The organism is Salipiger pallidus (assembly GCF_014643635.1).
GTDB lineage: Bacteria > Pseudomonadota > Alphaproteobacteria > Rhodobacterales > Rhodobacteraceae > Salipiger > Salipiger pallidus.
Window position 1 is genome coordinate 227,968 of sequence record NZ_BMJV01000002.1, and the last position, 22,423, is coordinate 250,390.

Here is a 22,423-nt window from a genome sequence, read left to right on the forward strand (position 1 = left end):
GCAGCGTGAACCGGCGGTGGCGGGCCCTTCGGGGCCCGCCGCTGTCTTGAGCAGGCCCGTGGGGCCTGCCGCAGGGGGCGCTGCCTCCGCCCCTGCAGGGCCCCCCGGCGTATTTTCCAAGAGAAGAAGGGTGGGCTGGACCTATGGCGGCCGCGGGCATAGCTTGGCGGCAGATTTATCGGAGACTCCAGTCATGGCCGCAGGCAAGCGCATCCGCACCTATTTCGAGGGCACCTGGCACGAGGGTGATCTTGCCGTCATGAAGGCGGCGGACCACGGCATGTGGCAGGGCAGCAGTGTGTTCGACGGCGCGCGCTTCGTGAACGGGCTGGCTCCTGACCTTTATCCCCATTGCGCGCGGGTGAACCGGTCCGCAGAGGCGCTGATGATCCGGCCCACGGTGACGCCCGAGGACATGGTGCAGATCGTCTGGGAGGGGCTGGGTGCCTTCCCCAAAGAGGCTGCGGTCTACATCCGGCCCATGTATTGGGCGATCAACGGTGACGAGACGGTGCTGGTGCCCTCAAAGGAGGCCACAGGTTTCGCGATCTCGCTGGAAGAGATTCCCATGGCGGCCCCGGATGCGGCGCAGACGCTGGGCAAGACCAGTTTTCGCCGCCCGGTGCTGGCGGATTCGGTGTGCAACGCCAAGGCGGGCTGTCTTTACCCCAACAACGGGCGGATGCTGGTGGAAACGCGGGGGCGTGGCTTTTCCAACGCGCTGGTGACCGACGCCATGGGCAACATCGCCGAAAGCGCGACGGCCAATGTCTTCATGGCCCGCGATGGCGAGCTGTTCACTCCGATTCCCAATGGTACGTTTCTGTCAGGCATCACCCGGGCGCGGCACATCGCGAACTTCCGTGCCGATGGCGTAACGGTGAACGAGTGCGTGCTCACCTACGCCGATTTCGAGGCGGCGGACGAGGTCTTCCTGTCGGGCAACCTCAACAAGGTGACGCCGGTGGTGGGCTTCGAAGACACGTCCTACCGGATCGGACCGCTCACGAAGCGGGCGCGCGAGCTTTACTGGGACTGGGCGCTGAGCGAAGGCTGAGCCCCGTGCCCGGTTTTCGGCCATTGCGTGCGGTTGGTGCCTGCGACATGATCGCCCGGAAAGGGAGGCCGTAATGCGCAAGTTTCTCGTGATCCTCGATGACAGCCGCGAATGCCTCAACGCCATGCGCTTTGCCGCCATGCGTGCGGAAAAGACCGGCGGCGGGGTCTCAATCCTGTCGGTCATCGCTCCCGAGGACTTCAACCACTGGATTGGGGTCGGTGACATCATGCGCGAGGAGGCCCGCGAGCGCATCCACGCCCATTACGAGGTCTTTGCCAAGTGGATGCGCGACCGCCACGGGGTCGACCCCGAACTGGTCATCCGCGAGGGCGACACTGTGACCGAGATCATGGGGCAGGTGAACGAGGATGACAGCATCGGCGTGCTGGTGCTGGGCGCATCCTCCGGCAAGAAGGGGCCGGGGCCGCTGGTGAACTATCTCAGTCGGTCCTCTGGCAGCCTGCCGATTCCCGTCACCATCGTGCCGGGCGATCTGTCAAAGGAACGTCTGGAAGAGATCACCTGATCTTCGGAACGCTTCCCACAAAGTTTAGAACCGTTCCAAAACTTGACGTTCGGTCCCGCCGGGCGCATATAGGAACTGCCCCCGGAGAAAGGTGTGCTGCACATGTTCATTCAGACCGAATCCACCCCGAACCCCGCGACCCTCAAGTTCCTGCCTGGACAGGCGGTGCTTGGTGCCGGCACGGCGGATTTCCCGAGCGCCGACGGCGCTGACGCCTCCCCGCTGGCGAAGCGCCTCTTCGAGGTCGCCGGTGTCACCGGCGTGTTCCTTGGTGGTGATTTCGTCACCGTGACCAAGGACGATGGCGCCGACTGGGATCACGTGAAGCCCGCGGTGCTTGGCGCGATCCTTGCGCATTACCAGTCCGGCGATCCCGTCATGGCGGGTGAGGGCGGTGCCTCGGGCCACGCGGCTTTCGAAGGCGAAGACGAGGAAATCGTCGGCCAGATCAAGGAGCTGCTGGACAGCCGCGTGCGTCCTGCCGTGGCCCAGGACGGCGGCGACATCACCTTCCACGGCTTCGAGCGTGGCGTGGTCTACCTGCACATGCAGGGCGCCTGCGCGGGCTGCCCGTCCTCGACCCTGACCCTGAAGATGGGCATCGAGAACCTGTTGCGCCATTACATCCCCGAGGTCACCGAAGTGCGCCCTGTCGCCGTCTGACCCCAGCACGTGACTGAACAGCCCACGATCCTCGGTTTCGATACCTCGGGACCGCATGTCTGCTGCGCCGTGCTGCGCGGCGGCACGGTCGTGGCCGAGATCCACGAGGACATGGCGCGTGGTCAGGCCGAGGCACTGATGCCGATGCTCGAGCGGGTGCTCGGGCTGGCAGGAATCGGCTGGTCCGATCTTGATGCGCTGGCGGTCGGCGTGGGGCCGGGCAATTTCACCGGCATCCGGATTTCCGTGTCTTGCGCCCGTGGCCTTTCACTGGCGCTAGGGATCCCCGTGCAGGGGGTGTCGAGCTTCGAACTGATGCGCGGCGAGGACGGACCGGACGATGCGCTTGTCCTCGTGGGGGCGCCACGGGGGCAGGCTTATGCCATGCCTTTCGTGAGAGGGGCTCCTGCTGCAGAGCCAAGGTTCATCGTCCCTGAACATCCGCCCGAGGACCTCTGCGCCCCCGGCGCAGTGGTGCGCGGGGCAGGGGCCTCGGCGCTTGCCGCCCAGCTGGGGCGCGAGGGTGCGGAGGCCGTACTTGGGGACATTCCGGCGCGCCTCGTGCGCTGCGCCGCGCGGCTTCTGGCGGACAATCCCGCGCCGGGCCGTCCCGCACCGCTTTACGTCAAGCCCGCCGATGCCGCGCCGTCGCGCGACACGCCGCCGGCCATCCTCACGTGACTGCCGCAGAGATCGCGGCCATCTCGGCCCGCGCCTACCAGCACATGTCGCCTTGGTCCGAAGCGGACATCGCGGGCACGCTGGATCATCCCCTGACAGTGCTGAGCCACGATGGCGCGTCCTTCGCCCTTGGCCGGGTGATCGTCGACGAGGCCGAGATCCTTGCCCTTGCCACCGACCCGGGAAAGCAGCGTGGCGGCGGGGCTAGCCGGGCGCTGGCGGCCTTCCACGCAGAGGCGATGGCGCGCGGGGCGGTCACCTGTTTTCTCGAGGTCGCCGCAGACAACGCCCCTGCCATCGCCTTCTACGAGACGCGCGGCTATGCCCGCACCGGGCTGCGCAAGGGTTACTATCCGCGCGCCGGGTCTGCGCCTGCGGATGCCCTGCTGATGGCACGGGCACTGCCGTGAGGTCATGCCTTGTGGGCGCGCGATCCCGGACCATCCGGTAAAAATCCGGTTGACCGCCAGACAACCCAAGGCTTTGATCGGACACGATCTGCATGGATCCTGCATGAAGAGCGGGCGCATCGCGACCCGCCGCCATCACCCTGGGAGCAAGACATGACCCTCATCACCAAGTTTCTCGGCGCAAGCGCCGCGCTGGCCCTGACCGCGGGCGCCGCGCTGGCCGACCCGGCGCTGGTCTATGACCTTGGCGGCAAGTTCGACAAGTCGTTCAACGAAGCCGCCTACAACGGCGCCGAGGCCTGGGCAGCCGAAACCGGCGGCAGCTACCGCGACATCGAGCTTCAGTCCGAAGCGCAGCGCGAACAGGCCCTGCGCCGCTTTGCCGAGGCCGGGTTCAACCCGGTGGTGACCACCGGCTTCTCCATGTCCTCGCCCATCGCGTCGGTGGCACCGGATTATCCGGACACCAAGTTCGTCACCATTGACGGCTTCGTGGACCCCGAAGAGCACCCCAACGTGCTGTCGATCCTGTTCTCCGAACACGAAGGCTCGTACCTTGTGGGCATGATGGCAGCCATGGCGTCCGAGACGGGCACCGTGAGCTTCGTCGGCGGCATGGACGTGCCGCTCATCCGCAAATTCGCCTGCGGCTACGCTCAAGGCGCCAAGGCGGCCAACCCCGACATCGAGGTCATCTCCAACATGACCGGCACCACCCCCGCCGCTTGGAACGATCCGGTGAAGGGCTCGGAGCTGGCCAGCGCCCAGATCAGCCAGGGCTCTGACGTGATCTTCGCCGCGGCAGGCGGCACCGGCATCGGCGTGCTTCAGACCGCCGCTGACCAGGACATCCTGTCCATCGGCGTCGACAGCAACCAGAACGCCCTGCACCCGGGGCAGGTGCTGACCTCCATGCTCAAGCGTGTGGACGTGGCCGTTCAGGACGCGATGACCGCCGGCGCCGACCTTGAAACTGGCGTGACGGTGCTCGGGCTTGCGGAGAACGGCGTGGATTACGCCATGGACGAGAACAACGCCGACCTCGTGTCCGAGGACATGGTCGCCGCGCTCGACGCCGCGCGCGAGCAGATCGTGTCGGGCGAGGTTACCGTGCACGATTATTCGTCCGACGACAGCTGCCCGGCGCTGTCCTTCTGATCGCCGCCACATGACCTGACGGGAGGCCGGACCACGGCCTCCCTTTCCCATTCAGCCGGACCTGCCATGACCGACACAGCCCCCGCAATCGAGCTGAAGGGCATCTCCAAGTCCTTCGGCCCCGTGCAGGCCAACAAGGACATTGCGATGCGCGTGATGCCTGGAACCATCCACGGCATCATCGGCGAAAACGGCGCCGGCAAGTCGACCCTGATGTCGATCCTCTACGGCTTCTACAAGGCCGACCGGGGCGAGATCTTCATCGGCGGCAAGGAGGCCCGGATAACCGACAGTCAGTCCGCCATCGCGGCTGGCATCGGCATGGTCTTCCAGCATTTCAAGCTGGTGCAGAATTTCACGGTGCTGGAAAACATCATCCTCGGCGCCGAAGACGGCCCCATGCTGCGCCCCTCTCTCGCCCGCGCGCGCGGTGTGCTGAAGCAGCTGTCGGACGAATACGAACTGTCGGTCGATCCCGACCAGCTGATCGAGAACCTCAGCGTCGGCCACCAGCAGCGGGTCGAGATCCTCAAAGCGCTCTACCGGCAGGCCGACATCCTCATTCTCGACGAGCCGACAGGGGTGCTCACCCCCGCCGAGGCGGACCACCTGTTCCGTATCCTCGACAACCTGCGCTCCGAGGGCAAGACGATCATCCTCATCACCCATAAGCTGCGCGAGATCATGGAGATCACCGACACGGTCTCGGTGATGCGCCGCGGCCAGATGACGGCAACGGTCAAGACGGCGGAGACCTCGCCCGGCGAGCTGGCCGAGTTGATGGTGGGCCGCAAGGTGCTGCTGCAGGTGGACAAGTCCCCGGCCAAAGTCGGTGCGCCGATTCTCCAGATCGAGAACCTGCGCCACGTGGACAGCCACGGGGTTGAACGCCTGCGCGGCGTCTCGCTCGAAGTGCGCGCGGGAGAGGTGCTGGGCATCGCTGGCGTTGCGGGGAATGGCCAGTCGGAATTGCTCGAGGTGCTGGGCGGGTACGCAGATGCCACCGGCTCGGTCACGGTGAACGGCAAGCCGCTGCCGCTGACCGGCACAGGGGCCGATGGGGCCGCCCGCCGCAAGACCGGTATTGCCCATGTCCCCGAGGACCGGCAGACTGAGGGGCTCATCATGCCCTACACCGCGTGGGAGAACACCGTCTTTGGCTACCACCGCGAACCGGAATTCCAGTCCGGCATGCTCATGGACAACGCCAAGATCCGCGAGCAGGCGCAGGACAAGATGACCCGCTACGACGTGCGTCCCCCCGATCCCTCGCTGCCCGCCAAGGCGTTCTCGGGCGGCAACCAGCAGAAGATCGTCCTCGCCCGCGAGATCGAGCGTGACCCCGACGTGCTGCTCATCGGCCAGCCCACGCGAGGCGTGGACATCGGCGCCATCGAGTTCATCCACAAGGAAATCATCCGCCTGCGCGACACCGGCAAGGCGATCTTGCTGGTCTCGGTCGAGCTGGACGAGATCTTTGCCCTGTCGGACCGCATCGCGGTGATGTTCGACGGGCAGGTGATGGGCGAACGCATGCCCAACGAAACCGACCAGACCGAACTGGGGCTACTGATGGCCGGCGTCACCGAACGCCCCGGCGGCGATCCCATCAAGGCCGTCGACGCTGCCCTCGAGCAAAAGGAACAGCGCGAGGCTTCCCAACATGACTGACCTGACCGCAATGGCGCCCGCCGCTTCTTCTCTTGAAAAATACGTCCGCCGGAGGCAACGGCGCCCACAGGGCGCTCAACCCTGCTGCCCGAAGGGCTCCGCCGGATACGAGGCCACATATGGATAAGATGCCCGCCTGGGCCGACGCGGTGCTCGTGCCCCTGATTTCCATCCTGCTCGCTGCGATCCTGTCAGCGCTGGTCATCCTCGCCATCGGGGAAAACCCCGTCGAAGCCTTCAACCTCATGGTCGAAGGCGCGCTCATGCGCTCGGCAGGCTGGGGCTACACGCTCTACTATACCACCAACTTCATCTTCACCGGCCTCTGCGCCGCCGTCGCCTTCCATGCCAAGATGTTCAACATTGGCGGCGAAGGGCAGGCGATGATCGGCGGGCTCGGGGTGGCGCTGGTGTGCCTCTTCATTCCCTTCCCGCACTGGACCGTCGCGCTTCTGGTGGCGATCGTCGCCGCAGGGGCGTTCGGCGCGCTCTGGGCCCTGATCCCGGCATACCTGCAGGCAAAGCGCGGCAGCCACATCGTCATTACCACGATCATGTTCAACTTCATCGCCTCAGCGGTGCTGAACTACGTGCTGGTGAACCTCTTGCGCCCGCAAGGGGCCATGGACCCGGCCACCGCCCGCTTCCCGGAGGCGACGCAGCTGCCCACCTTCCAGGACATGTTCGCCACCGCCGACAACCCGCTGTTCCGGGGCTCCCCGGCCAACGTCACCTTCTTCCTCGCCGTTCTCGCCTGTGTCGCCTTCTGGTTCCTGATGTGGCGCACGCGGCTCGGCTACGAGATCCGCGCCTTCGGACATTCTGAATCGGCGGTGAAATACGCCGGCATTTCGCCGGTGCGCATTACCATTGTTGCCATGCTGATCTCGGGCGGGCTTGCGGGGATGATGGCGCTCAACACCACCATGGGCGAGGCCGAACGCCTCGTGATGAACGCCACCGAAGGGGCGGGCTTCATCGGCATCGCCGTGGCGCTCATGGGGCGCAGCCACCCAGTGGGAATCTTCCTTGCCGCGCTGCTCTTCGGGTTCCTCTATCAGGGTGGGGCGGAGCTCGCGCTCTGGACCAACATCCCGCGCGAGCTCATCACCGTGATCCAGGCGCTGGTGATCCTGTTCACCGGGGCGCTCGACAACATGGTGCGGATGCCGCTTGAGCGGCTGTTCGTGGCGCTGGGACGAAAGGACGCGTGATGGATTTCATGACCCTCCTGCAAGTGCTGGATTCCACTGTCCGCCTTGCCACGCCGCTGCTGCTCGCCTGCCTTGCGGGCCTCTTCTCGGAACGCTCGGGCGTCGTCGATATCGGCCTTGAAGGCAAGATGCTCGCCGCGGCCTTCGCCTCTGCCGCCATCGCCGCCGTCTCGGGGTCTGTCTGGCTGGGGCTGCTGGCCGGGATCGTCTCGGCCTCGCTGATGAGCGCGCTGCACGGGCTCGCCTCGATCACCTTCCGGGGCAACCAGCTGATCTCGGGGGTGGCGATCAACTTCCTGGCCTCTGGCCTTACGGTGCTCATCGCTCAAAGCTGGTTCGGGCAGGGGGGGCGCACCCCGTCGCTGATGGGCGGGGGCAGGTTCGAGTCCATCACGCTGCCCTTCGCCAATGCCCTGCGCGATGTGCCGGTGCTGGGCCCGATCTACGCCGAGCTGATCTCGGGCCATTCCATCCTTGTCTACGTCGCCTTCCTGATGGTCCCACTCAGCTGGTGGGTGCTGTTCCGCACTCGCTTCGGCCTGCGCCTGCGTGCGGTTGGCGAATCGCCCGAGGCGGTGGACACGGCTGGCATCTCGGTCGTCGGCCTGCGCTTTGCGGCCATCGGGATTTGCGGCCTGCTCTGTGGGCTCGCCGGGGCCTACCTTGCCACCGGGCTGCAGGCCGGCTTTGTGCGGGAGATGACCGCGGGGCGCGGCTATATCGCCCTTGCTGCGCTGATCTTTGCCAAGTGGCGGCCGGTCTACGCGCTCTGGGCCTGCCTTCTGTTCGGCCTGCTGCAGGCGGTGGCGCTGCGCTACCAGAACATCGACCTTGGCGGGATCACCATCCCGGTGCAGGTGATGGATGCGCTGCCCTATATCCTGACGGTCATCATCCTTGCGGGCTTTGTCGGCAAGGCTATCCCGCCACGGGCCAGCGGCGAGCCCTACGTCAAGGAACGCTAGGTTGCTGGCCTCTGTCCTGCCCGTGGGCTATTCCGGGGGCAGGACGGACAAAGGAGCCAAGCCATGCGCGTGATCTTCATGGGGACCCCCGATTTCTCGGTGCCGGTGCTTGATGCGTTGGTGGAGGCCGGGCACGAGATTGCCGCCGTCTACTGCCAGCCACCCCGCCCCGCGGGCCGGGGCAAAAAGGACCGCCCCACACCGGTCCATGCCCGCGCCGAGGCGCTTGGCCTAGAGGTGCGCCACCCCGAGCGGCTGAAATCCCTGGAGGAACAAGAGCGTTTCGCCGCTCTGGGCGCGGATGTGGCCGTGGTGGTGGCCTATGGGCTGATCCTGCCACAGGCGATCCTCGATGCGCCCAGCAAGGGCTGCCTTAACATCCACGCCTCGCTTCTGCCGCGCTGGCGCGGGGCCGCGCCGATCCACCGGGCGATCATGTCGGGCGATCCCGAAACCGGTGTCTGCATCATGCAGATGGAGGCGGGGCTGGATACCGGCCCGGTGCTGCTGCGCGAGGCGACGCCCATCGGCCGTACGGAAACTACCGGCGCGCTGCATGACCGGCTGAGCGCCATGGGCGCGGGGCTGATCGTCGATGCGCTGTCGCGGCTGGACCAGCTGCCGCCGCAGGAGCAACCCGAGGCGGGCGTGACCTATGCCGCCAAGATCGACAAGGCCGAGGCGGCGGTGGACTGGTCGCGCCCGGCCGAGGAGATCTCGCGCCAGGTGCGCGGCCTCGCGCCGTTCCCCGGCGCCTGGACCCTGCTGGGCGAGGACCGCATCAAGCTGCTGGGGGCCGAGGTTGTCCCCGGCGAGGGCGCCCCGGGCGAGGCGCTGGACAATGGCTTCGTCATCGCCTGCGGGGCGGGCGCGGTGCGGATCACCCGGGCACAGCGGGCCGGGAAGGGCGCGCAGGACGCCGAGACCTTCCTGCGCGGCATGGCCATTCCGCAGGGCACTGTTCTGGGCTCGACGTCGGGCGCGCACTGATGTTCCCGGTGATGATCGGCACCATCGTCATCGCGGGGTTCGTCGGCTATGCGTCCGAGCGGACCGGCTTTACCCGCAACGGGGTGTTGCAAAGCATCATCATCTGCATTGGCGGGGCGTTCCTCGCCTATTTCCTGCGGTTGATGTTCGGGATCGGCTTCGGCTCTCCAGGGGTGAACGCGATCGTGTCCTCCATCGGGGCGCTGATCATCGTGCCGACCCACTGGCGGCGGCGGAAGTAGAGGCGGTTTCCCGTATTGGCTTGGCGGGACGCTCTTGGTCGGAAGGGGTAACCTTTTCGGCTGGTCAGCTAAAGCCTTCCTCACTTTGCCAGCGCGGAATCAAGGCCGGAGGCCGCCGCACATCGCCGGTCCGCCCCCCCGGACTGGCCATTTGGTTTGTCTGGGTGCTTTGTGTCGAAGTCGTCCGGATGTGGTCGGGATAAATCAATAGGTTCAGTGCGTGGATCGCCAATCCACGGACCGGCGATGCGCGGCTCTCGTCTTGCTGGCTGATGGAAAAGGGCCACCAGCAAAAGGGCCGGATGCTTCGCAGCATCCGGCCCCTCAAATTCTTGAACCTCACCGGCTCAGGTCCTTAGGGCCTTGGGGCCCTAAGTTCAGGCCGTCAGCCCCTCGGGCTCCGGCAGGCCGTTCGCGCGGCAGCAGGCGGTAACCGTGTTGGCGAGCAGGCAGGCGATGGTCATCGGCCCCACGCCACCCGGCACCGGCGTAATCGCTCCGGCCACTTCGGCGCAGCTGTCGTAATCCACGTCACCCACGAGGCGGGTCTTGCCCTCACCCTTTTCGGGCGCGTCGATGCGGTTGATGCCCACGTCGATCACCGTGGCACCGGGCTTGATCCAGTCTCCGGGGACCATCTGCGGACGACCCACCGCCGCCACGACGATGTCGGCGCCGCGCACGACGGACGCCAGGTCCTTGGTGCGGGAATGCGCGATGGTCACCGTGCAGCTTTCGCCCAGCAGAAGCTGCGCCATCGGCTTGCCGACGATATTGCTGCGCCCGATCACCACGGCGTTCATGCCGGACAGCGATCCGTGCACGTCGCGCAGCATCATCAGGCAGCCCAGCGGGGTGCAGGGCACCATGCTCTTCTGACCGGTGCCCAGAAGGCCGACGTTCGAGATATGGAAGCCGTCAACGTCCTTGGCCGGGTCGATGGCGTTGATCACGGCGTCGGAGTTCATGTGCGAGGGCAGGGGAAGTTGCACGAGGATGCCATGCACCGCCGGATCGGCGTTGAGCTGCTGCACAAGCGCCAGGAGGTCCGCCTCGGGGGTGTCGTCGGGAAGCTTGTGCTCGAAGCTCTGCATCCCGCATTCCACGGTCTGCTTGCCCTTGTTGCGCACGTAGACCTGGCTTGCCGGGTCCTCGCCCACCAGCACGACCGCAAGGCCGGGGGTGATATCGTGATCCGCCTTGAGCCGGGCCACATGGCCCGCCACCTTTTCCCGCACATTGGCCGCAAAGGCCTTGCCGTCGATGATCCGTGCCGCCATGGGCCTCTCCTTCACTCGCGACCGAGCGCGACCTGCTCGCGCCGGATCGACCATTCCACAAGTTCGCGCCAGAGCTTTTCCGCAAGATCCGCATCCCAGCCCTCGGCCTCGGCAAAGCGGCGCACGTTGTCGATGACTTCTTCCACCCGTCCGTCGATGCGGGCGGGCCAGCCGTTCTCTTCCTTGAGCTGCGCGGCGCGGCTGATCAGCCGGGCGCGGTGGCCAAGCAGGGCGCAAAGCTGGGCGTCAGTGTCGTCGATCTCGGTACGCAGGTCCGTCATGTCGGCGAGGGTCGCGGGGTCGCGCATGCGCGGGCTCCTTGAAGTTCTGTCGCCCCCTGATGCCGCAGGAAGGCTGAAGTTTCAACGCTCAGGGGCGGCGCTTTTGCGCCCCGATGCGGCATAGCGGGTTCCGATAGGCGCCGGGCGGCCCCCGATCGGAACGGGTTCAGAAAAGGCCTTCAACCTGACCACCCGCGCCAATGCGGATGCTTTCGGCCGCAGGACGGCGGGGCAGGCCGGGCATGGTCATGATGTCACCGCAGATGGCGACAACGAATCCGGCCCCGGCGGACAGGCGCACTTCGCGCACGGGGATCACGTGGCCCTCGGGCGCGCCAAGTGCGGTGGGGTCGGCGGAAAAGCTGTACTGGGTCTTGGCCATGCAGACCGGCAGATTACCGTAGCCCTCAGCCTCCCACGCCGCCAGCTGGTCGAGGACCTTCTGATCGGCGATGACACCTTCGGCGTGGTAAATGCCCTTGGCGACGCTGCCAATCTTGTCCCAGAGCGGCATGTCATCAGGATAGAGCGGGGCGAACTGGGCCTCGCCGGCATCGGCGATCTCGGCGACGCGGGTCGCCAGCGCCTCGGCGCCGACGCCGCCTTCGGCCCAGTGGGTGCAGACATGCGCCTCGGCCCCCTCGGCGGCTACGTAATCACGAATCACGTTCAGTTCCGCGTCGGTGTCGCCGGTGAAATGGTTGATCGCCACCACCACGGGCACGCCGAATTGCTTGAGGTTGCGGATGTGCCGTCCGAGGTTGGCGCAGCCCGCACGCACCGCCTCGGTATCCTCGGCCCCGAGCGCATCCTTGGCCACGCCGCCGTTCATCTTGAGCGCCCGCACCGTGGCCACCAGCACCACGCAATCGGGGGCCAGATTGGCCTTGCGGCACTTGATGTTGAGGAACTTCTCGGCCCCGAGATCGGCGCCGAAGCCCGCCTCGGTCACCACGTAATCGGCCAGCTTCAGCGCGGTGCGGGTGGCGATGACGGAGTTGCAGCCGTGGGCGATGTTGGCGAACGGCCCGCCATGGACGAAGGCGGGCGTGTGTTCCAGCGTCTGCACGAGGTTGGGCTGCATGGCGTCGCGCAGCAGCACGGTCATGGCGCCATGGGCGTCGATGTCACGGGCAAAGACCGGGGTCTTGTCATGGCGATAGGCGATGATCATGGCGCCGAGGCGTTCTTCGAGATCGGCCAGGTTTTCGGCCAGGCAAAGGATCGCCATCACCTCGGAGGCGACGGTGATGTCGAAACCGGTCTCACGCGGGAAGCCGTTGGCCGGCCCACCAAGCGCCGAGGCCACGTGCCGCAGCGCCCGGTCGTTCATGTCGAGCACCCGGCGCCAGACCACGCGGCGCAGGTCGATGTTCTGCTCGTTTCCCCAGTGGATGTGGTTGTCGATCATCGCCGCCAGCAGGTTGTGGGCGCTGGTGATGGCGTGGAAATCCCCGGTGAAGTGAAGGTTCATGTCCTCCATGGGCACGATCTGCGCATGGCCGCCCCCCGCAGCGCCGCCCTTCAGCCCGAAGTTCGGACCGAGCGACGCTTCGCGGATGCAGATCGCGGCGTTGCGACCGATGCGGCTCAGCCCGTCGCCGAGGCCCACGGTCGTGGTGGTCTTGCCCTCGCCAGCCGGGGTGGGATTGATCGCCGTCACGAGGATGAGCTTGCCCATGGGCCTGTCTGCCAGCCCGGCGATGAACCCTTGCGATACCTTCGCCTTGTCATGGCCGTAAGGGACGAGATCCTCTGGCGGAATGCCCAGCTGCGCTCCGATATCCTGAATGGGGCGTTTGTCGGCGGCGCGGGCGATCTCGATATCCGGCAGGACTGGCAATTTTCGGCTCCTTGGGGGCAATTCCATGCCCGTCGATAATAGCGCGGGGGCTGGCCCGTGCTGGGATGGCAGCAAAGTCTCAGCCCTTGCGGGCGGCATCCAGATGCGCCCAGACCGGCTGGTCGGGAATGTGAAGCACCAGCTCGTCACCGACCGAAAGCCGTCCGGGCCGTTCCACCGAGGCGGTGATGCCACGCTTGCCGGCGGCGGCGCGGCGGAACTGACCACCGATTCCCTCGTGCTCCTGCTCGATCTCGCGCGATACGAGGTGGCAGGGGCGGTTCTCCATGTCGACGATGAGGGTCAGCCCGTCCGGCCCCTGCAGCCGCGAGGACGGGGGCAGGTGGCTGAAATCGCCGATGCCCTCGACGATGACCGTTGCGCCAAGCCATTCCGGTTCGATCTCGGTCAGGCCCATGGTGGCGGCGACCTCGGCCATCTCTTCGGCAGAGGCTAGGCTCAGCTGGCGGGTGTTGCGGATCTCGGTGCCCTTGGGGTGCTGGCCGGTGACGCGGCTGCACGAGGGGCGGTTGAGGCCCGAATGGCGTTCCCCCACGGGGCCTTCGAAGCCGATCTCGAGCCCCTGAACCGAGGTAGACCGGATGCCCTTGCCTTCGGGAGGAACCTGCCCGAGCCAGCGGACGGTTGCCTTGAACGGGGTTGGCTTGAGTGCGGGCATCGGGACGGGTCCTGTCAGGTGGTGAGAGTAAGGAACATGCGCCGGAACGGGAACAGCACGTTGCCGTTCGGCTGAATCGGGTAGGCGCTGCCGATGACCCGGTCATAGGCTGCCACGAGGCGCTTGCGCTCATCTTCATCAAGAACGCTCAGCACCGGACGGGCGAAGGAAGATTCGGTAAAGCGGCGCACAGGGTGGCCAGAGGTCTCGGGCGTCAGCTCCTGATAGTACTCGGTTTCCCAGAGGGTGACATGGCCGAAGGGCCGCAGCAGCCGGTGATATTCCGCGCCCAAAAGGACTGACGGGATGGAATCGCGATCGACCCGTCCGGGGAACATCTCTTCGGCAAGGGTCAGCCAGAACCGGTGTGAGGGGGCATTGTTCTGGTTGGGTACCTGCACCGCCAGCGTACCACCGGGGGCAAGCATGCCCGCAAGACGCGGCAGCAGCGTCTCGTGGTCCGGGGCCCATTGGAGGGCTGCGTTGGTGAAGATGAGGGCAGGGGGCGTTTGCGGCTGCCAGGTTGTCAGATCACCTTCGGACAGTTCCGCATAGCAGCCGGTGGCCCGCGCCTTGGCAAGCATTGACGGGCTCAGATCCACGCCCACAAGCCGACGCTTCAACCGTTGCAGAGCAGGGCCCGCCGCGCCGGAGCCGCAGCCCAGGTCGATGATATCGCCTTCCGGCAGGACTCCCACGGACCGCAGCAGGTCCGTGGCGGGCCTCAAACGAAGACCCCGGAACTCGTGGTAGAGCCCGGGGTCCCAATCGGTGGTGCCGGTCTGGCTCATGCGCTGGGCTCGGGCTCCAGACCGCTGTCACCCGCTGGCTTCACTTTGGGCTTGGACTTGGGGATGGCGGTCACGCTCGGGGTGTCGTTCCCGTCATCGTCCGAAGGATCGCTGGAATGGGGCGGTTCACCCTTCATCACGCGCTTGATCTCTTCACCGGTGAGGGTCTCGTATTCCAGCAGGCCTTGCGCCAGACGCTCCCAGTCTTCCTTGTGGTCGGTCAGGATCTGGAAGGCACGGTCATAGGCTTCGGTGATGAAGCGCTGCACCTCGGCTTCGATCAGCTCCTTGGTGTGAGCAGACACGGAGAGGCCGGCAGTGTTGCCCTGATAACCTTCATGCGCTTCGGAATAGTCGATGTTGCCGATCTTGTCCGACATGCCCCAGCGCAGGACCATCGCGCGGGCGAGGGCAGACGCCTGCTGGATGTCGCCAGCGGGGCCGTTCGACACGTTGGGCTCGCCGTACTTGATGATCTCGGCGGCCTTGCCGGCCATGGTCATCGCCATCTTCTCTTCGCATTCCGACAGGTGCCAGTTCAGGCGGTCGATTTCGGGAAGCGAGACCACCATGCCAAGCGCGCCGCCACGGGGGATGATCGTCGCCTTGTAAACCGGATCGCACTGCGGAAGGACAAGGCCCACCACCGCGTGACCGGCCTCGTGGTAGGCGGTCTTTTCCTTCTGGTCCGCGGTCAGAACCATGGACCGGCGCTCGGCGCCCATCATGACCTTATCCTTGGCGTTCTCGAAATCCTCCATCGTCACGAAGCGGCGGCCGACGCGGGCGGCCATGAGCGCCGCCTCGTTCACGAGGTTCGCCAGATCCGCACCCGAGAAGCCGGGGGTGCCGCGCGCGATGATGCGCAGATCGACATCCGGGCCAAGCGGGGTCTTGCGAGCGTGAACGCCAAGGATCTTCTCGCGGCCCTTGATGTCGGGATTGCCCACCATGACCTGACGGTCGAAGCGGCCCGGACGCAGCAGCGCAGGGTCGAGGACGTCGCGGCGGTTGGTGGCGGCGACGATGATCACGCCCTCGTTCGCCTCAAAACCGTCCATCTCGACCAGCAGCTGGTTGAGGGTCTGTTCGCGCTCGTCGTTGCCACCGCCGTAGCCGGAGCCACGGTTGCGGCCAACGGCGTCGATCTCGTCGATGAAGACGATACAGGGCGCGTTCTTCTTGGCCTGCTCGAACATGTCGCGGACACGGGATGCACCCACACCGACGAACATTTCCACGAAGTCGGAGCCCGAGATGGTGAAGAACGGCACGCCCGCTTCGCCTGCGATGGCGCGCGCCAGCAGCGTCTTACCGGTGCCCGGAGGGCCCACGAGAAGAGCACCCTTGGGGATCTTGCCGCCAAGGCGCGAGAATTTCTGCGGGTTGCGCAGGAATTCCACGATCTCTTCGAGCTCTTCCTTGGCCTCGTCGATGCCCGCGACGTCGTCGAAGGTCACACGACCGTGCTTTTCGGTCAGCAGCTTGGCCTTGGACTTGCCGAAGCCCATGGCGCCGCCCTTGCCGCCGCCCTGCATGCGGTTCATGAAATAGATCCACACACCGATCAGCAGCAGGAAGGGCAGGAGGCTGAGCAGGAAGGCTTGGAAGCCCGATTGTTCCTGTTGTTCGGCCCGGACCACCACGCCCTTGTTGATGAGCATGTCGGTGACCTGCGCATCCTCGGGTTTCACGGTGACGTAGTCGGTGCCGTCATTGCTTCGGTAGCGGATCTGTTCGCCGTCGATGGTGACGGCGGTGACATTCTGGTCGTCCACGGACTGAACGAAGTCCGAATAGCTGATCTCGCGGCTTTGCAGCGTGCTGCCGCCACCAGAGAACAGGTTGAACAGGGCCAGAATGAGAAGGAACAGAACCACCCAAAAGGCGATGTTACGTGCGTTGCCCAAGGATTGCCTCCAAACATGCTTCCCGCGCCCGGCAGGCGATGCGGGCGCGCTCTGCCTAACATAAGGATCGTTACCGCCGGTTCAATGCGAAAGAAGGAATGCCGGGAAACCGTTTGCCTCTTGCAGCACCGCGGTGGTCTCGGGCCCGGCTCGCAGCGGGGCGCAGGCGAGCAGCCGGTCGCCGTCCCAGAGTGAAGGAAGCGCCTGTGCCGTGGCATGCGAGAGCCCGCCGGGCAAGGCGGCGCGGGTGTCGGGCGGGAGCTGCTGCCAGCCGTCTTCGGCAAGTGCTCGCAAGGTGAGCGAGGTGCCTTTGGTATGGAATACCTGCCACTTGCCGTCCCAAAGCACCGTTTTGCCCGGAGGCAGGTCCATCGGCGTGGTCGCGGCGGGTTCGCGCAGGATGTGCAGCGCGTCGTGGCCGGTCCGGATGGCACAGCCATGCAGCGTGCCCGACCCGCCCGACAGCAAACGGTCAAGCAGCGCCTCGAGCTGGGTCGCACGCGGGCGGTACTCTGCCGATGCCACGTATTGCAGGGCGCTCGCGAGGAGGCGCATCTGGGTGTCACGCTCATACCCGGCGAATCTGTCGCGGTTGAAGGTAAGGTCAGCCACGGGGCCTTCACGCCCGCAGAGGGTCCACGCCTTGAGGGCGCGCAGCCGCAGCGCCTCGCGGGCGCGGGACATGCGCTTCGCGGTGGCGGCAAGGGTGCCTGCATCCAGCCCCTCGGGGGCGAGGGTGGCAAGCAGCTTGCGGAACCGCACCCGGTCGTAGTGGGGATCGTCGTTGGACGGATCATCCACCCATCGGCCCTTGAGTACCCTGAGGTAATGACGCAGCTCTTCCCGGCCCATGTCGAGGCAGGGGCGCACGAGGCGCAGCCGGTCCGCGGCAGGGCCGGGAGGGGTGGCACCATCCATGTCGGGGACCGGGGCTGTCCCGCGCGTTACCTTGCGGACGGGCTGCATCGCAGACAGTCCGTCAACGCCCGATCCACGGGCCAGCCGCATGAGGAAGGTTTCCGCCACATCGTCCCGGGTATGGGCCAGCAGCAGCGTGTCCAGCCGTCCGCACCAGCGCCCCATGAGGTCGATGCGCGCCCGCCGCGCGGCGTCCATGAGGTTGCCGGCCCCGTCCCAGCGCCAGCGCAGGGTGGCGTGTGGATGGCCAAGCTCATCGCAGGTTTCGCGCACCAGGGCGGCCTCGGCGGCGGCTTCGGGCCGCAGGCCGTGGTCCACCGTGACAACCCAGAGCTTTACGCCCCAGATGTGGGTCCAGTTGTGTGCAAGGGTGAGCATCGCCATGCTGTCGCCGCCGCCGGAGACGGCGAGGGCGATCTCGGCCGGAAAATCCGGCCCCAGCGTCGCGCCCATGGCATCGGCAAAGCGCCGATCGAGGGACGGCGGGGTCACGGGCCGCGCCCTACTGGCAGCCGAGACGGCCCTTCTCGGCCTGCGCATCGGCGACCTCGGGCGTGCCGGGGTAGCGGGTGCCGACCTCGGTCAGGGTCACGCAGGCCTCGGACATGCTGCCAAGCTTGCCAAGGGTCGTGCCAAGCTGCAGCAGCGCCTGCGGTGCCGCGTCGCTGGACGGGTAGGTGGCATAGGCGTCGAGAAAACGGCGCGCCGCCTCACGGGTGTCACCTGCGCCGTCGAGGGCCTTGCCCTCGCCGACAAGCGCGCCAGCCTCTAGGGGCGAGCCTGGAAAGGTCTCGCGGAAGGTCGCAAACTGGTTCGCGGCGGATTGAAAGTCACCGCTGGCGAGCGCCTCCTGCGCCCGCCGGAAATCCGTCTCTTCGCCGACGGCAAGCTCTGCGCCGCCCGAGGGCAGCGTGTCGTTGGAGGGGGCAGGGGCCGGAGCAGGCGCGGCGGTCGCCGCATCCTGCCCGCCGATGGGGGGCGTCTGGCCTACGCTACCGATGTCGCAGCCCGGCTCGAGCTCGCAGATACGGAACTCGAGGTCGCCGACCCGGTTGGTGCCGTCGGTGACCACGGTGTCGATGCGGTGGCCAAGCTCTTCGGCCAGCGCGGTGACGCGCATCAGCTCGGCTTCGATCGTGTTGACCCGGTCGAGCATGGAGCCCGTGACCTGCACCCCGCCGCCGCCGGTTGTGTTCAGTTCCTGCTTGAGGCGCGTGAGTTCGCCGGTCAGGACCGACAGATCCTGCCGCATGTCGGCGAGGGTCTCGGCGTTCTGAGCGGAGAGGGGGCTTGCCAGCAGGCAGGCCCCGAGAACGAAGGCGGCGGCGCGGCGCATGAGGATCAGACCCCCGCGCCCATGGAGATGACGGTCACCGCGCGGCGGTTCTTGGCATAGCAAGATGCCTGCGAGCAGACCTCGACAGGACGTTCCTTACCGTAGCTGATGAAGCGAAGGCGGTTCGGAGCCACGCCCTTGGACACGAGGTATTCCATCGTCGCGTTGGCGCGGCGTGCGCCGAGGGCGATGTTGTATTCGCGGGTGCCCTGTTCGTCGGCATGGCCTTCGATAACGGCAAGGTAGTCGCTGTTGGTCATCAGCCACTGGGCCTGTTGGTCCAGCGTCGCCTGCGCCTCGGCGCTCAGGCTCGATTGGTCCACGGCGAACAGCACGCGGTCGCCGATGGTCTGGTTGAAATAGGCGGGCGACTTCGGGTCGTTCGCGCTGCCGGGGATGATGCCGCCGGTGACGCCACCGTTTGCGCCATATCCGCCATTCGCGCCGGCACCGGCGCCGCCAGCGCCACCCGCACCGAAGCGGTCACCGTTGGTACAGGCGGCAAGCCCGAGAACGGCGGCAATCGTCAGAGCCTTGTAGAGATGTTTCATGGAACTGTCCTGCTCGTGGGTTACGCAGAGGCTAGCACAGCCTCCGCGGTGTGGAAAAGGCGGGAAAACGCTTATTGTAGCGGGCCCCATGCGGGATCCGACGCGCCGTCCGGGGTGCGCACGCGCTTGAGCGTGCGGCCCGCCACGTCCACGGAATACAGCGACGAGGTGCCGCTCGCGCCCAGCGTCTCGCGGCTGAACATGATGACCCGGCCGTTGGGGGCCCAAGTGGGGCCTTCGTCCAGAGGCGAGGCGGTCAGCAGACGTTCATTGCTGCCGTCAGTGCGCATGACACCGATGTGGAAGCGGCCCTGATGCTGCTTGGTGAAGGCGATCATGTCGCCGCGCGGCGACCACACCGGGGTGCCGTAGCGGCCCTGGCCGAAGCTGATGCGCGTCGCCTCACCGCCTCCGCTGGGCATGACATAAAGCTGCTGGCTGCCCGAGCGGTCACTTTCGAAGACGATCTGGCTGCCATCGGGAGAATAGCTTGGCGCAGTCTCGATGGCCGGGGTCTGGGTCAGCTGACGGGTGGCGCCGGAGCCCAGATCCATCGTGTGGATGTCAGTGTTCGAGCCCTGGTTCACCGAGTAGACCACCTGGTTGCCGCTGGGCGAGAAGCGCGGTGCAAAGCTCATGGCGCTGCCGCCGGCGCTGAGGATGCGGCTTTGCACCGAGCCGACGTTGAGAATGTGGATCTGCGGCTCGCCGGTCTCGTAGCTGGTGTAGAGCACGCGGTCGCCGTTGGGCGAAAAGCGCGGCGCCAGCACGATGGAACGGCTGTCGGTCAGGTACTGCACGTTGGCGCCGTCGTAATCCATGATGGCAAGGCGCTTCGCCCGCTGGTCCTTGGGCCCGCTTTCGGAGACGAAGACCACGCGGCTGTCGAAATAGCCGGTTTCGCCGGTAAGGCGCGAATAGACCTGGTCGGCCACCTTGTGGGCCAGCCGGCGCCAGCCATCGGAAGTTGCGGCGAACTGCATGCCGTCGCCAAGCTCGGTCCCGGCAAAGACATCCCAGACGCGGAACTTGACGTTCACCCGGCCGCCTTCCTCTGAGACCGCGCCGGTCAGCAGCACCAGCGCGTTGATCGCCCGCCAGTCAGCGAACTGCACGGGGCTTTCAAAGCTGCTCACCCGGCTGATGTGCGACTCGCGCGGGATCTCGCGGAAGAGGCCCGTTCCGGTGAGGTCCTCGGCGATGACCCGGCCGATCTGCTGGGCCATCTGCTGCGCGCCCGGGGTCTCGGCCACGAAATCGGGAGCGGCAAATGCCATCGGCTCGATGGTGCCTTCGGTGATCTCGATGCGCAGCGGTCCGTCCTGGGCCTGCGCGGTGGCGGGCGCCAGAACCAGCGGCGCGAGCATCGCAAGCGCGACGGCGGCGGCCCTGCTCAGCAGCTTTTTCATGACAACTCTCTCCTTGCAGGGCCTTACGCGGCCCGCTTGTGGTTTGCTCGAACCATGCAACCCCTGACCGGCTGGGGCAAGTGACGGGCCAGTGAACTGGCCGGTGAACAGGCCAGTGATTTGGCCATTGACCAGGTTTATGAGGGGGCGGGTCATGTGGGTCACCTCATCTGGCTGGGGTTGAAGGTCATCTCGACCTGCTTCCATTGCTGGTACTTGTCCTGCGGTAGGTCGTATCCGCCGTCCTGGCAGCGCAGGATGGCCCGGCGTGCGGCCTGGAAGGCAATCTCGGCAGCCGAGGCGCTGCCGCCCTGCGAGCCAAGCATGCGGATGCTCGAACTGACGACTTGCCCGTTGGGCTGCATCTCCATCCCCACGGTGACCGTGGTATTGGCTGCCTCCGATCCCACGTCGACCACCCAGCAGCGCTGCACCGCGATGCGGAAGCCCTCGCGCTCGCCCGAGGTCAGGGGCGGGCCGCTGGGGCCTTCCTGCGCCGGGGCACCGCCACCGCCGCCCGCAAGGGCCTCGGCGATTGCATCTGCCACGGCATCGTCGGTCGCGTTGTCCTGCGGGGCAGGGGCCGGTTCAGGCTCGGGCTCGGGGGCAGGCGTATCGTTCGATGCGCTCTGCGTCGGGGCCGGCTCCTCGGCGGGTTCCGGCTCCGGCTCGGGACGCGAGGCGACATTGGCGGGACGGGTGCGCGGGCGCACCGAAGCATCGGGGGCGCGGGCAGGGTCTTCGTCCGCCTCGGTCACGATCTCGGTCGTGGCCTCTTCGGGGGCGGTTTCTTCCTGCTGCTCCTCGGCGATTTCGGGGCTTTCGGCCTCCTGTTCGGCGGCTTGCTGCGTTTCCTCGGCGATGGTGGCCTCGGGCGACGGCTCGGGCACGGCTTCGGGCGCCACGCGGTCGGCGGGGCGGGGCACCGGGCGCGGCGCGATATCCGGGGCCAGCACTTCGGGCAAGGGCTCGGGCGCGGGGGGGGCGGGGACGGGCTCCGGTTCTGGCGTGGGCTCGGGGGCCGGCTGAGGCGTGGGCTCCGGGGCAGGCGCTGGTTCGGGTTCCGGCGTGGGCTCTGGCTGGGGCTCCGGCTCGGGTTGCGGCTCCGGCTGAGGCGCGGGTTCGGGCGCAGGCTCGGGTTCCGGGGCGGGGGGCGCCTCGGTTTCGGCCTCGGGCTGCGGATCTGCGCCGGTGGAGGGCTGCGTCATCGCGGCGAACTCGGCCTCCGAGATCATCGACACAGACGACACCTGCATCTCCGGCGGGTCAGGCCGGAACACGTTGCCGATCAGCAACCAGAGGATCACCAGGGCGTGCACCCCGGCGGATATGAGGAAACTCCTGCTCAATCAGGCCCCCTCAGCCGTCCGACGCGCCGTCCATGGCAGGCCCGCCCGCATCGGTCACCAGACCGATCGAGGAAAAGCCGCCACGGTTCAGCGCACCCATCACCTGGGCGACGGTCTGGTAAGGCACCGCGCCGTCCGCCCGCAGGAAAATGCGGTCGTCGGCGCGTTCGGTGGCGATGGCCCGCAGGCGGTTCACCAGGTCGTCCATCGGCACTTCGGTGGTCTGGATGGTGACCAGCCCGTCGGCGGTGATGGTCACCGTCAGGGGCTCTTCGGCCTCCGAGGGCAGGGCGGTGGCCGCCGTCTTGGGCAGCTCCACCGGCACGCCGACCGTCAGAAGGGGCGCCGCGACCATGAAGATGATCAGCAGCACCAGCATCACGTCGACCATGGGAGTCACGTTGATCTCGGCCATGGGCTGGGCGCCGCCACCGCCGTGGCGCCGCCGCCTGCGGCCTCCGCCGCCGCCTCCGGGTTTCATCACACCGCCGCCCAT

General features: G+C 66.8%; 23 protein-coding genes. 11 read left to right on the top strand and 12 right to left on the bottom strand.

Translation table 11 applies throughout. The features are described from left to right. Window positions 1-193 precede the first annotated feature (193 nt). The 11 genes from IEX41_RS06800 (at window position 194) to IEX41_RS06850 (ending at window position 9,580) form a co-directional block, all read left to right on the top strand. Window positions 194-1,057, top strand: coding sequence for a branched-chain amino acid aminotransferase (locus IEX41_RS06800; protein ID WP_188789486.1), 864 nt, complete (start codon window positions 194-196; stop codon window positions 1,055-1,057). Window positions 1,058-1,130: 73 nt separating this feature from the next. Continuing rightward, window positions 1,131-1,586, top strand: a complete 456-nt coding sequence (locus IEX41_RS06805; protein ID WP_188789487.1) for a universal stress protein — start codon at window positions 1,131-1,133, stop codon at window positions 1,584-1,586. 102 nt (window positions 1,587-1,688) lie between these two features. Further along, window positions 1,689-2,249 carry a NifU family protein gene (locus tag IEX41_RS06810; RefSeq protein WP_188789488.1) on the top strand — a complete coding sequence of 187 codons (561 nt, stop codon included), beginning with the start codon at window positions 1,689-1,691 and terminating at the stop codon, window positions 2,247-2,249. A 9-nt stretch (window positions 2,250-2,258) separates the two neighbouring features. Beyond that, window positions 2,259-2,930, top strand: a complete 672-nt coding sequence (gene tsaB, locus IEX41_RS06815) for a tRNA (adenosine(37)-N6)-threonylcarbamoyltransferase complex dimerization subunit type 1 TsaB (RefSeq protein ID WP_188789489.1) — start codon at window positions 2,259-2,261, stop codon at window positions 2,928-2,930. Continuing rightward, a complete protein-coding gene (locus IEX41_RS06820) occupies window positions 2,927-3,340 on the top strand; it encodes a GNAT family N-acetyltransferase (protein WP_188789490.1) in 414 nt (137 codons plus the stop codon). The genes tsaB and IEX41_RS06820 overlap by 4 nt, the downstream gene beginning before the upstream one ends. Window positions 3,341-3,493: 153 nt before the next feature. Then, entirely contained in the window at window positions 3,494-4,498 is a 1,005-nt protein-coding gene (locus IEX41_RS06825; protein ID WP_188789491.1) for a BMP family lipoprotein, read from the top strand. Between the two features lie 66 nt (window positions 4,499-4,564). After that, window positions 4,565-6,169: an ABC transporter ATP-binding protein gene (locus IEX41_RS06830; RefSeq protein ID WP_188789492.1), complete on the top strand. Its 1,605-nt coding sequence runs from the start codon at window positions 4,565-4,567 to the stop codon at window positions 6,167-6,169. Between the two features lie 119 nt (window positions 6,170-6,288). Beyond that, on the top strand, window positions 6,289-7,383 hold the full coding sequence (locus IEX41_RS06835) for an ABC transporter permease (RefSeq protein WP_188789493.1): 1,095 nt from the start codon (window positions 6,289-6,291) through the stop codon (window positions 7,381-7,383). Beyond that, the gene (locus IEX41_RS06840; RefSeq protein WP_188789494.1) at window positions 7,383-8,348 is read left to right on the top strand and encodes an ABC transporter permease; all 966 of its coding nucleotides are present in this window, start codon (window positions 7,383-7,385) and stop codon (window positions 8,346-8,348) included. The genes IEX41_RS06835 and IEX41_RS06840 overlap by 1 nt, the downstream gene beginning before the upstream one ends. 63 nt (window positions 8,349-8,411) lie before the next feature. Beyond that, window positions 8,412-9,338: a methionyl-tRNA formyltransferase gene (fmt, locus tag IEX41_RS06845; protein ID WP_188789495.1), complete on the top strand. Its 927-nt coding sequence runs from the start codon at window positions 8,412-8,414 to the stop codon at window positions 9,336-9,338. Next, window positions 9,338-9,580 carry a hypothetical protein gene (locus tag IEX41_RS06850; RefSeq protein WP_188789496.1) on the top strand — a complete coding sequence of 81 codons (243 nt, stop codon included), beginning with the start codon at window positions 9,338-9,340 and terminating at the stop codon, window positions 9,578-9,580. The genes fmt and IEX41_RS06850 overlap by 1 nt, the downstream gene beginning before the upstream one ends. A 377-nt stretch (window positions 9,581-9,957) precedes the next feature. Here IEX41_RS06850 and folD read toward each other — a convergent pair whose 3' ends face one another. From folD to tolR, 12 genes are all read right to left on the bottom strand, one after another. Then, window positions 9,958-10,860: a bifunctional methylenetetrahydrofolate dehydrogenase/methenyltetrahydrofolate cyclohydrolase FolD gene (gene folD, locus IEX41_RS06855; RefSeq protein ID WP_188789497.1), complete on the bottom strand. Its 903-nt coding sequence runs from the start codon at window positions 10,858-10,860 to the stop codon at window positions 9,958-9,960. Between the two features lie 11 nt (window positions 10,861-10,871). Further along, window positions 10,872-11,168 (bottom strand): chorismate mutase, encoded by a 297-nt coding sequence (locus tag IEX41_RS06860; RefSeq protein ID WP_188789498.1) that lies wholly within the window; start codon window positions 11,166-11,168, stop codon window positions 10,872-10,874. 139 nt (window positions 11,169-11,307) lie between these two features. After that, the gene (locus IEX41_RS06865; RefSeq protein ID WP_229672971.1) at window positions 11,308-12,984 is read right to left on the bottom strand and encodes a formate--tetrahydrofolate ligase; all 1,677 of its coding nucleotides are present in this window, start codon (window positions 12,982-12,984) and stop codon (window positions 11,308-11,310) included. A gap of 79 nt (window positions 12,985-13,063) precedes the next feature. After that, the gene (locus tag IEX41_RS06870) at window positions 13,064-13,663 is read right to left on the bottom strand and encodes an MOSC domain-containing protein (RefSeq protein WP_188789500.1); all 600 of its coding nucleotides are present in this window, start codon (window positions 13,661-13,663) and stop codon (window positions 13,064-13,066) included. A 14-nt stretch (window positions 13,664-13,677) separates the two neighbouring features. Next, window positions 13,678-14,454, bottom strand: coding sequence for a methyltransferase domain-containing protein (locus IEX41_RS06875; RefSeq protein WP_188789501.1), 777 nt, complete (start codon window positions 14,452-14,454; stop codon window positions 13,678-13,680). Next, on the bottom strand, window positions 14,451-16,364 hold the full coding sequence (ftsH, locus tag IEX41_RS06880) for an ATP-dependent zinc metalloprotease FtsH (RefSeq protein ID WP_188789502.1): 1,914 nt from the start codon (window positions 16,362-16,364) through the stop codon (window positions 14,451-14,453). Before ftsH ends, IEX41_RS06875 begins: the two co-directional genes overlap by 4 nt. Before the next feature lie 81 nt (window positions 16,365-16,445). After that, on the bottom strand, window positions 16,446-17,774 hold the full coding sequence (gene tilS, locus IEX41_RS06885) for a tRNA lysidine(34) synthetase TilS (protein WP_229672973.1): 1,329 nt from the start codon (window positions 17,772-17,774) through the stop codon (window positions 16,446-16,448). Window positions 17,775-17,784: 10 nt separating this feature from the next. After that, window positions 17,785-18,618 carry a tol-pal system protein YbgF gene (gene ybgF / locus IEX41_RS06890; protein ID WP_188789504.1) on the bottom strand — a complete coding sequence of 278 codons (834 nt, stop codon included), beginning with the start codon at window positions 18,616-18,618 and terminating at the stop codon, window positions 17,785-17,787. 5 nt (window positions 18,619-18,623) lie between these two features. Then, complete coding sequence (gene pal / locus IEX41_RS06895; protein WP_188789505.1) at window positions 18,624-19,169, bottom strand: peptidoglycan-associated lipoprotein Pal; 546 nt, start codon at window positions 19,167-19,169, stop codon at window positions 18,624-18,626. Window positions 19,170-19,240: 71 nt separating this feature from the next. Further along, a complete protein-coding gene (gene tolB, locus IEX41_RS06900; RefSeq protein ID WP_188789506.1) occupies window positions 19,241-20,578 on the bottom strand; it encodes a Tol-Pal system beta propeller repeat protein TolB in 1,338 nt (445 codons plus the stop codon). Window positions 20,579-20,739: 161 nt separating this feature from the next. Then, the gene (gene tolA, locus IEX41_RS06905) at window positions 20,740-21,927 is read right to left on the bottom strand and encodes a cell envelope integrity protein TolA (RefSeq protein WP_188789507.1); all 1,188 of its coding nucleotides are present in this window, start codon (window positions 21,925-21,927) and stop codon (window positions 20,740-20,742) included. A 10-nt stretch (window positions 21,928-21,937) separates the two neighbouring features. After that, window positions 21,938-22,423 carry a protein TolR gene (gene tolR, locus IEX41_RS06910; protein ID WP_188789508.1) on the bottom strand — a complete coding sequence of 162 codons (486 nt, stop codon included), beginning with the start codon at window positions 22,421-22,423 and terminating at the stop codon, window positions 21,938-21,940.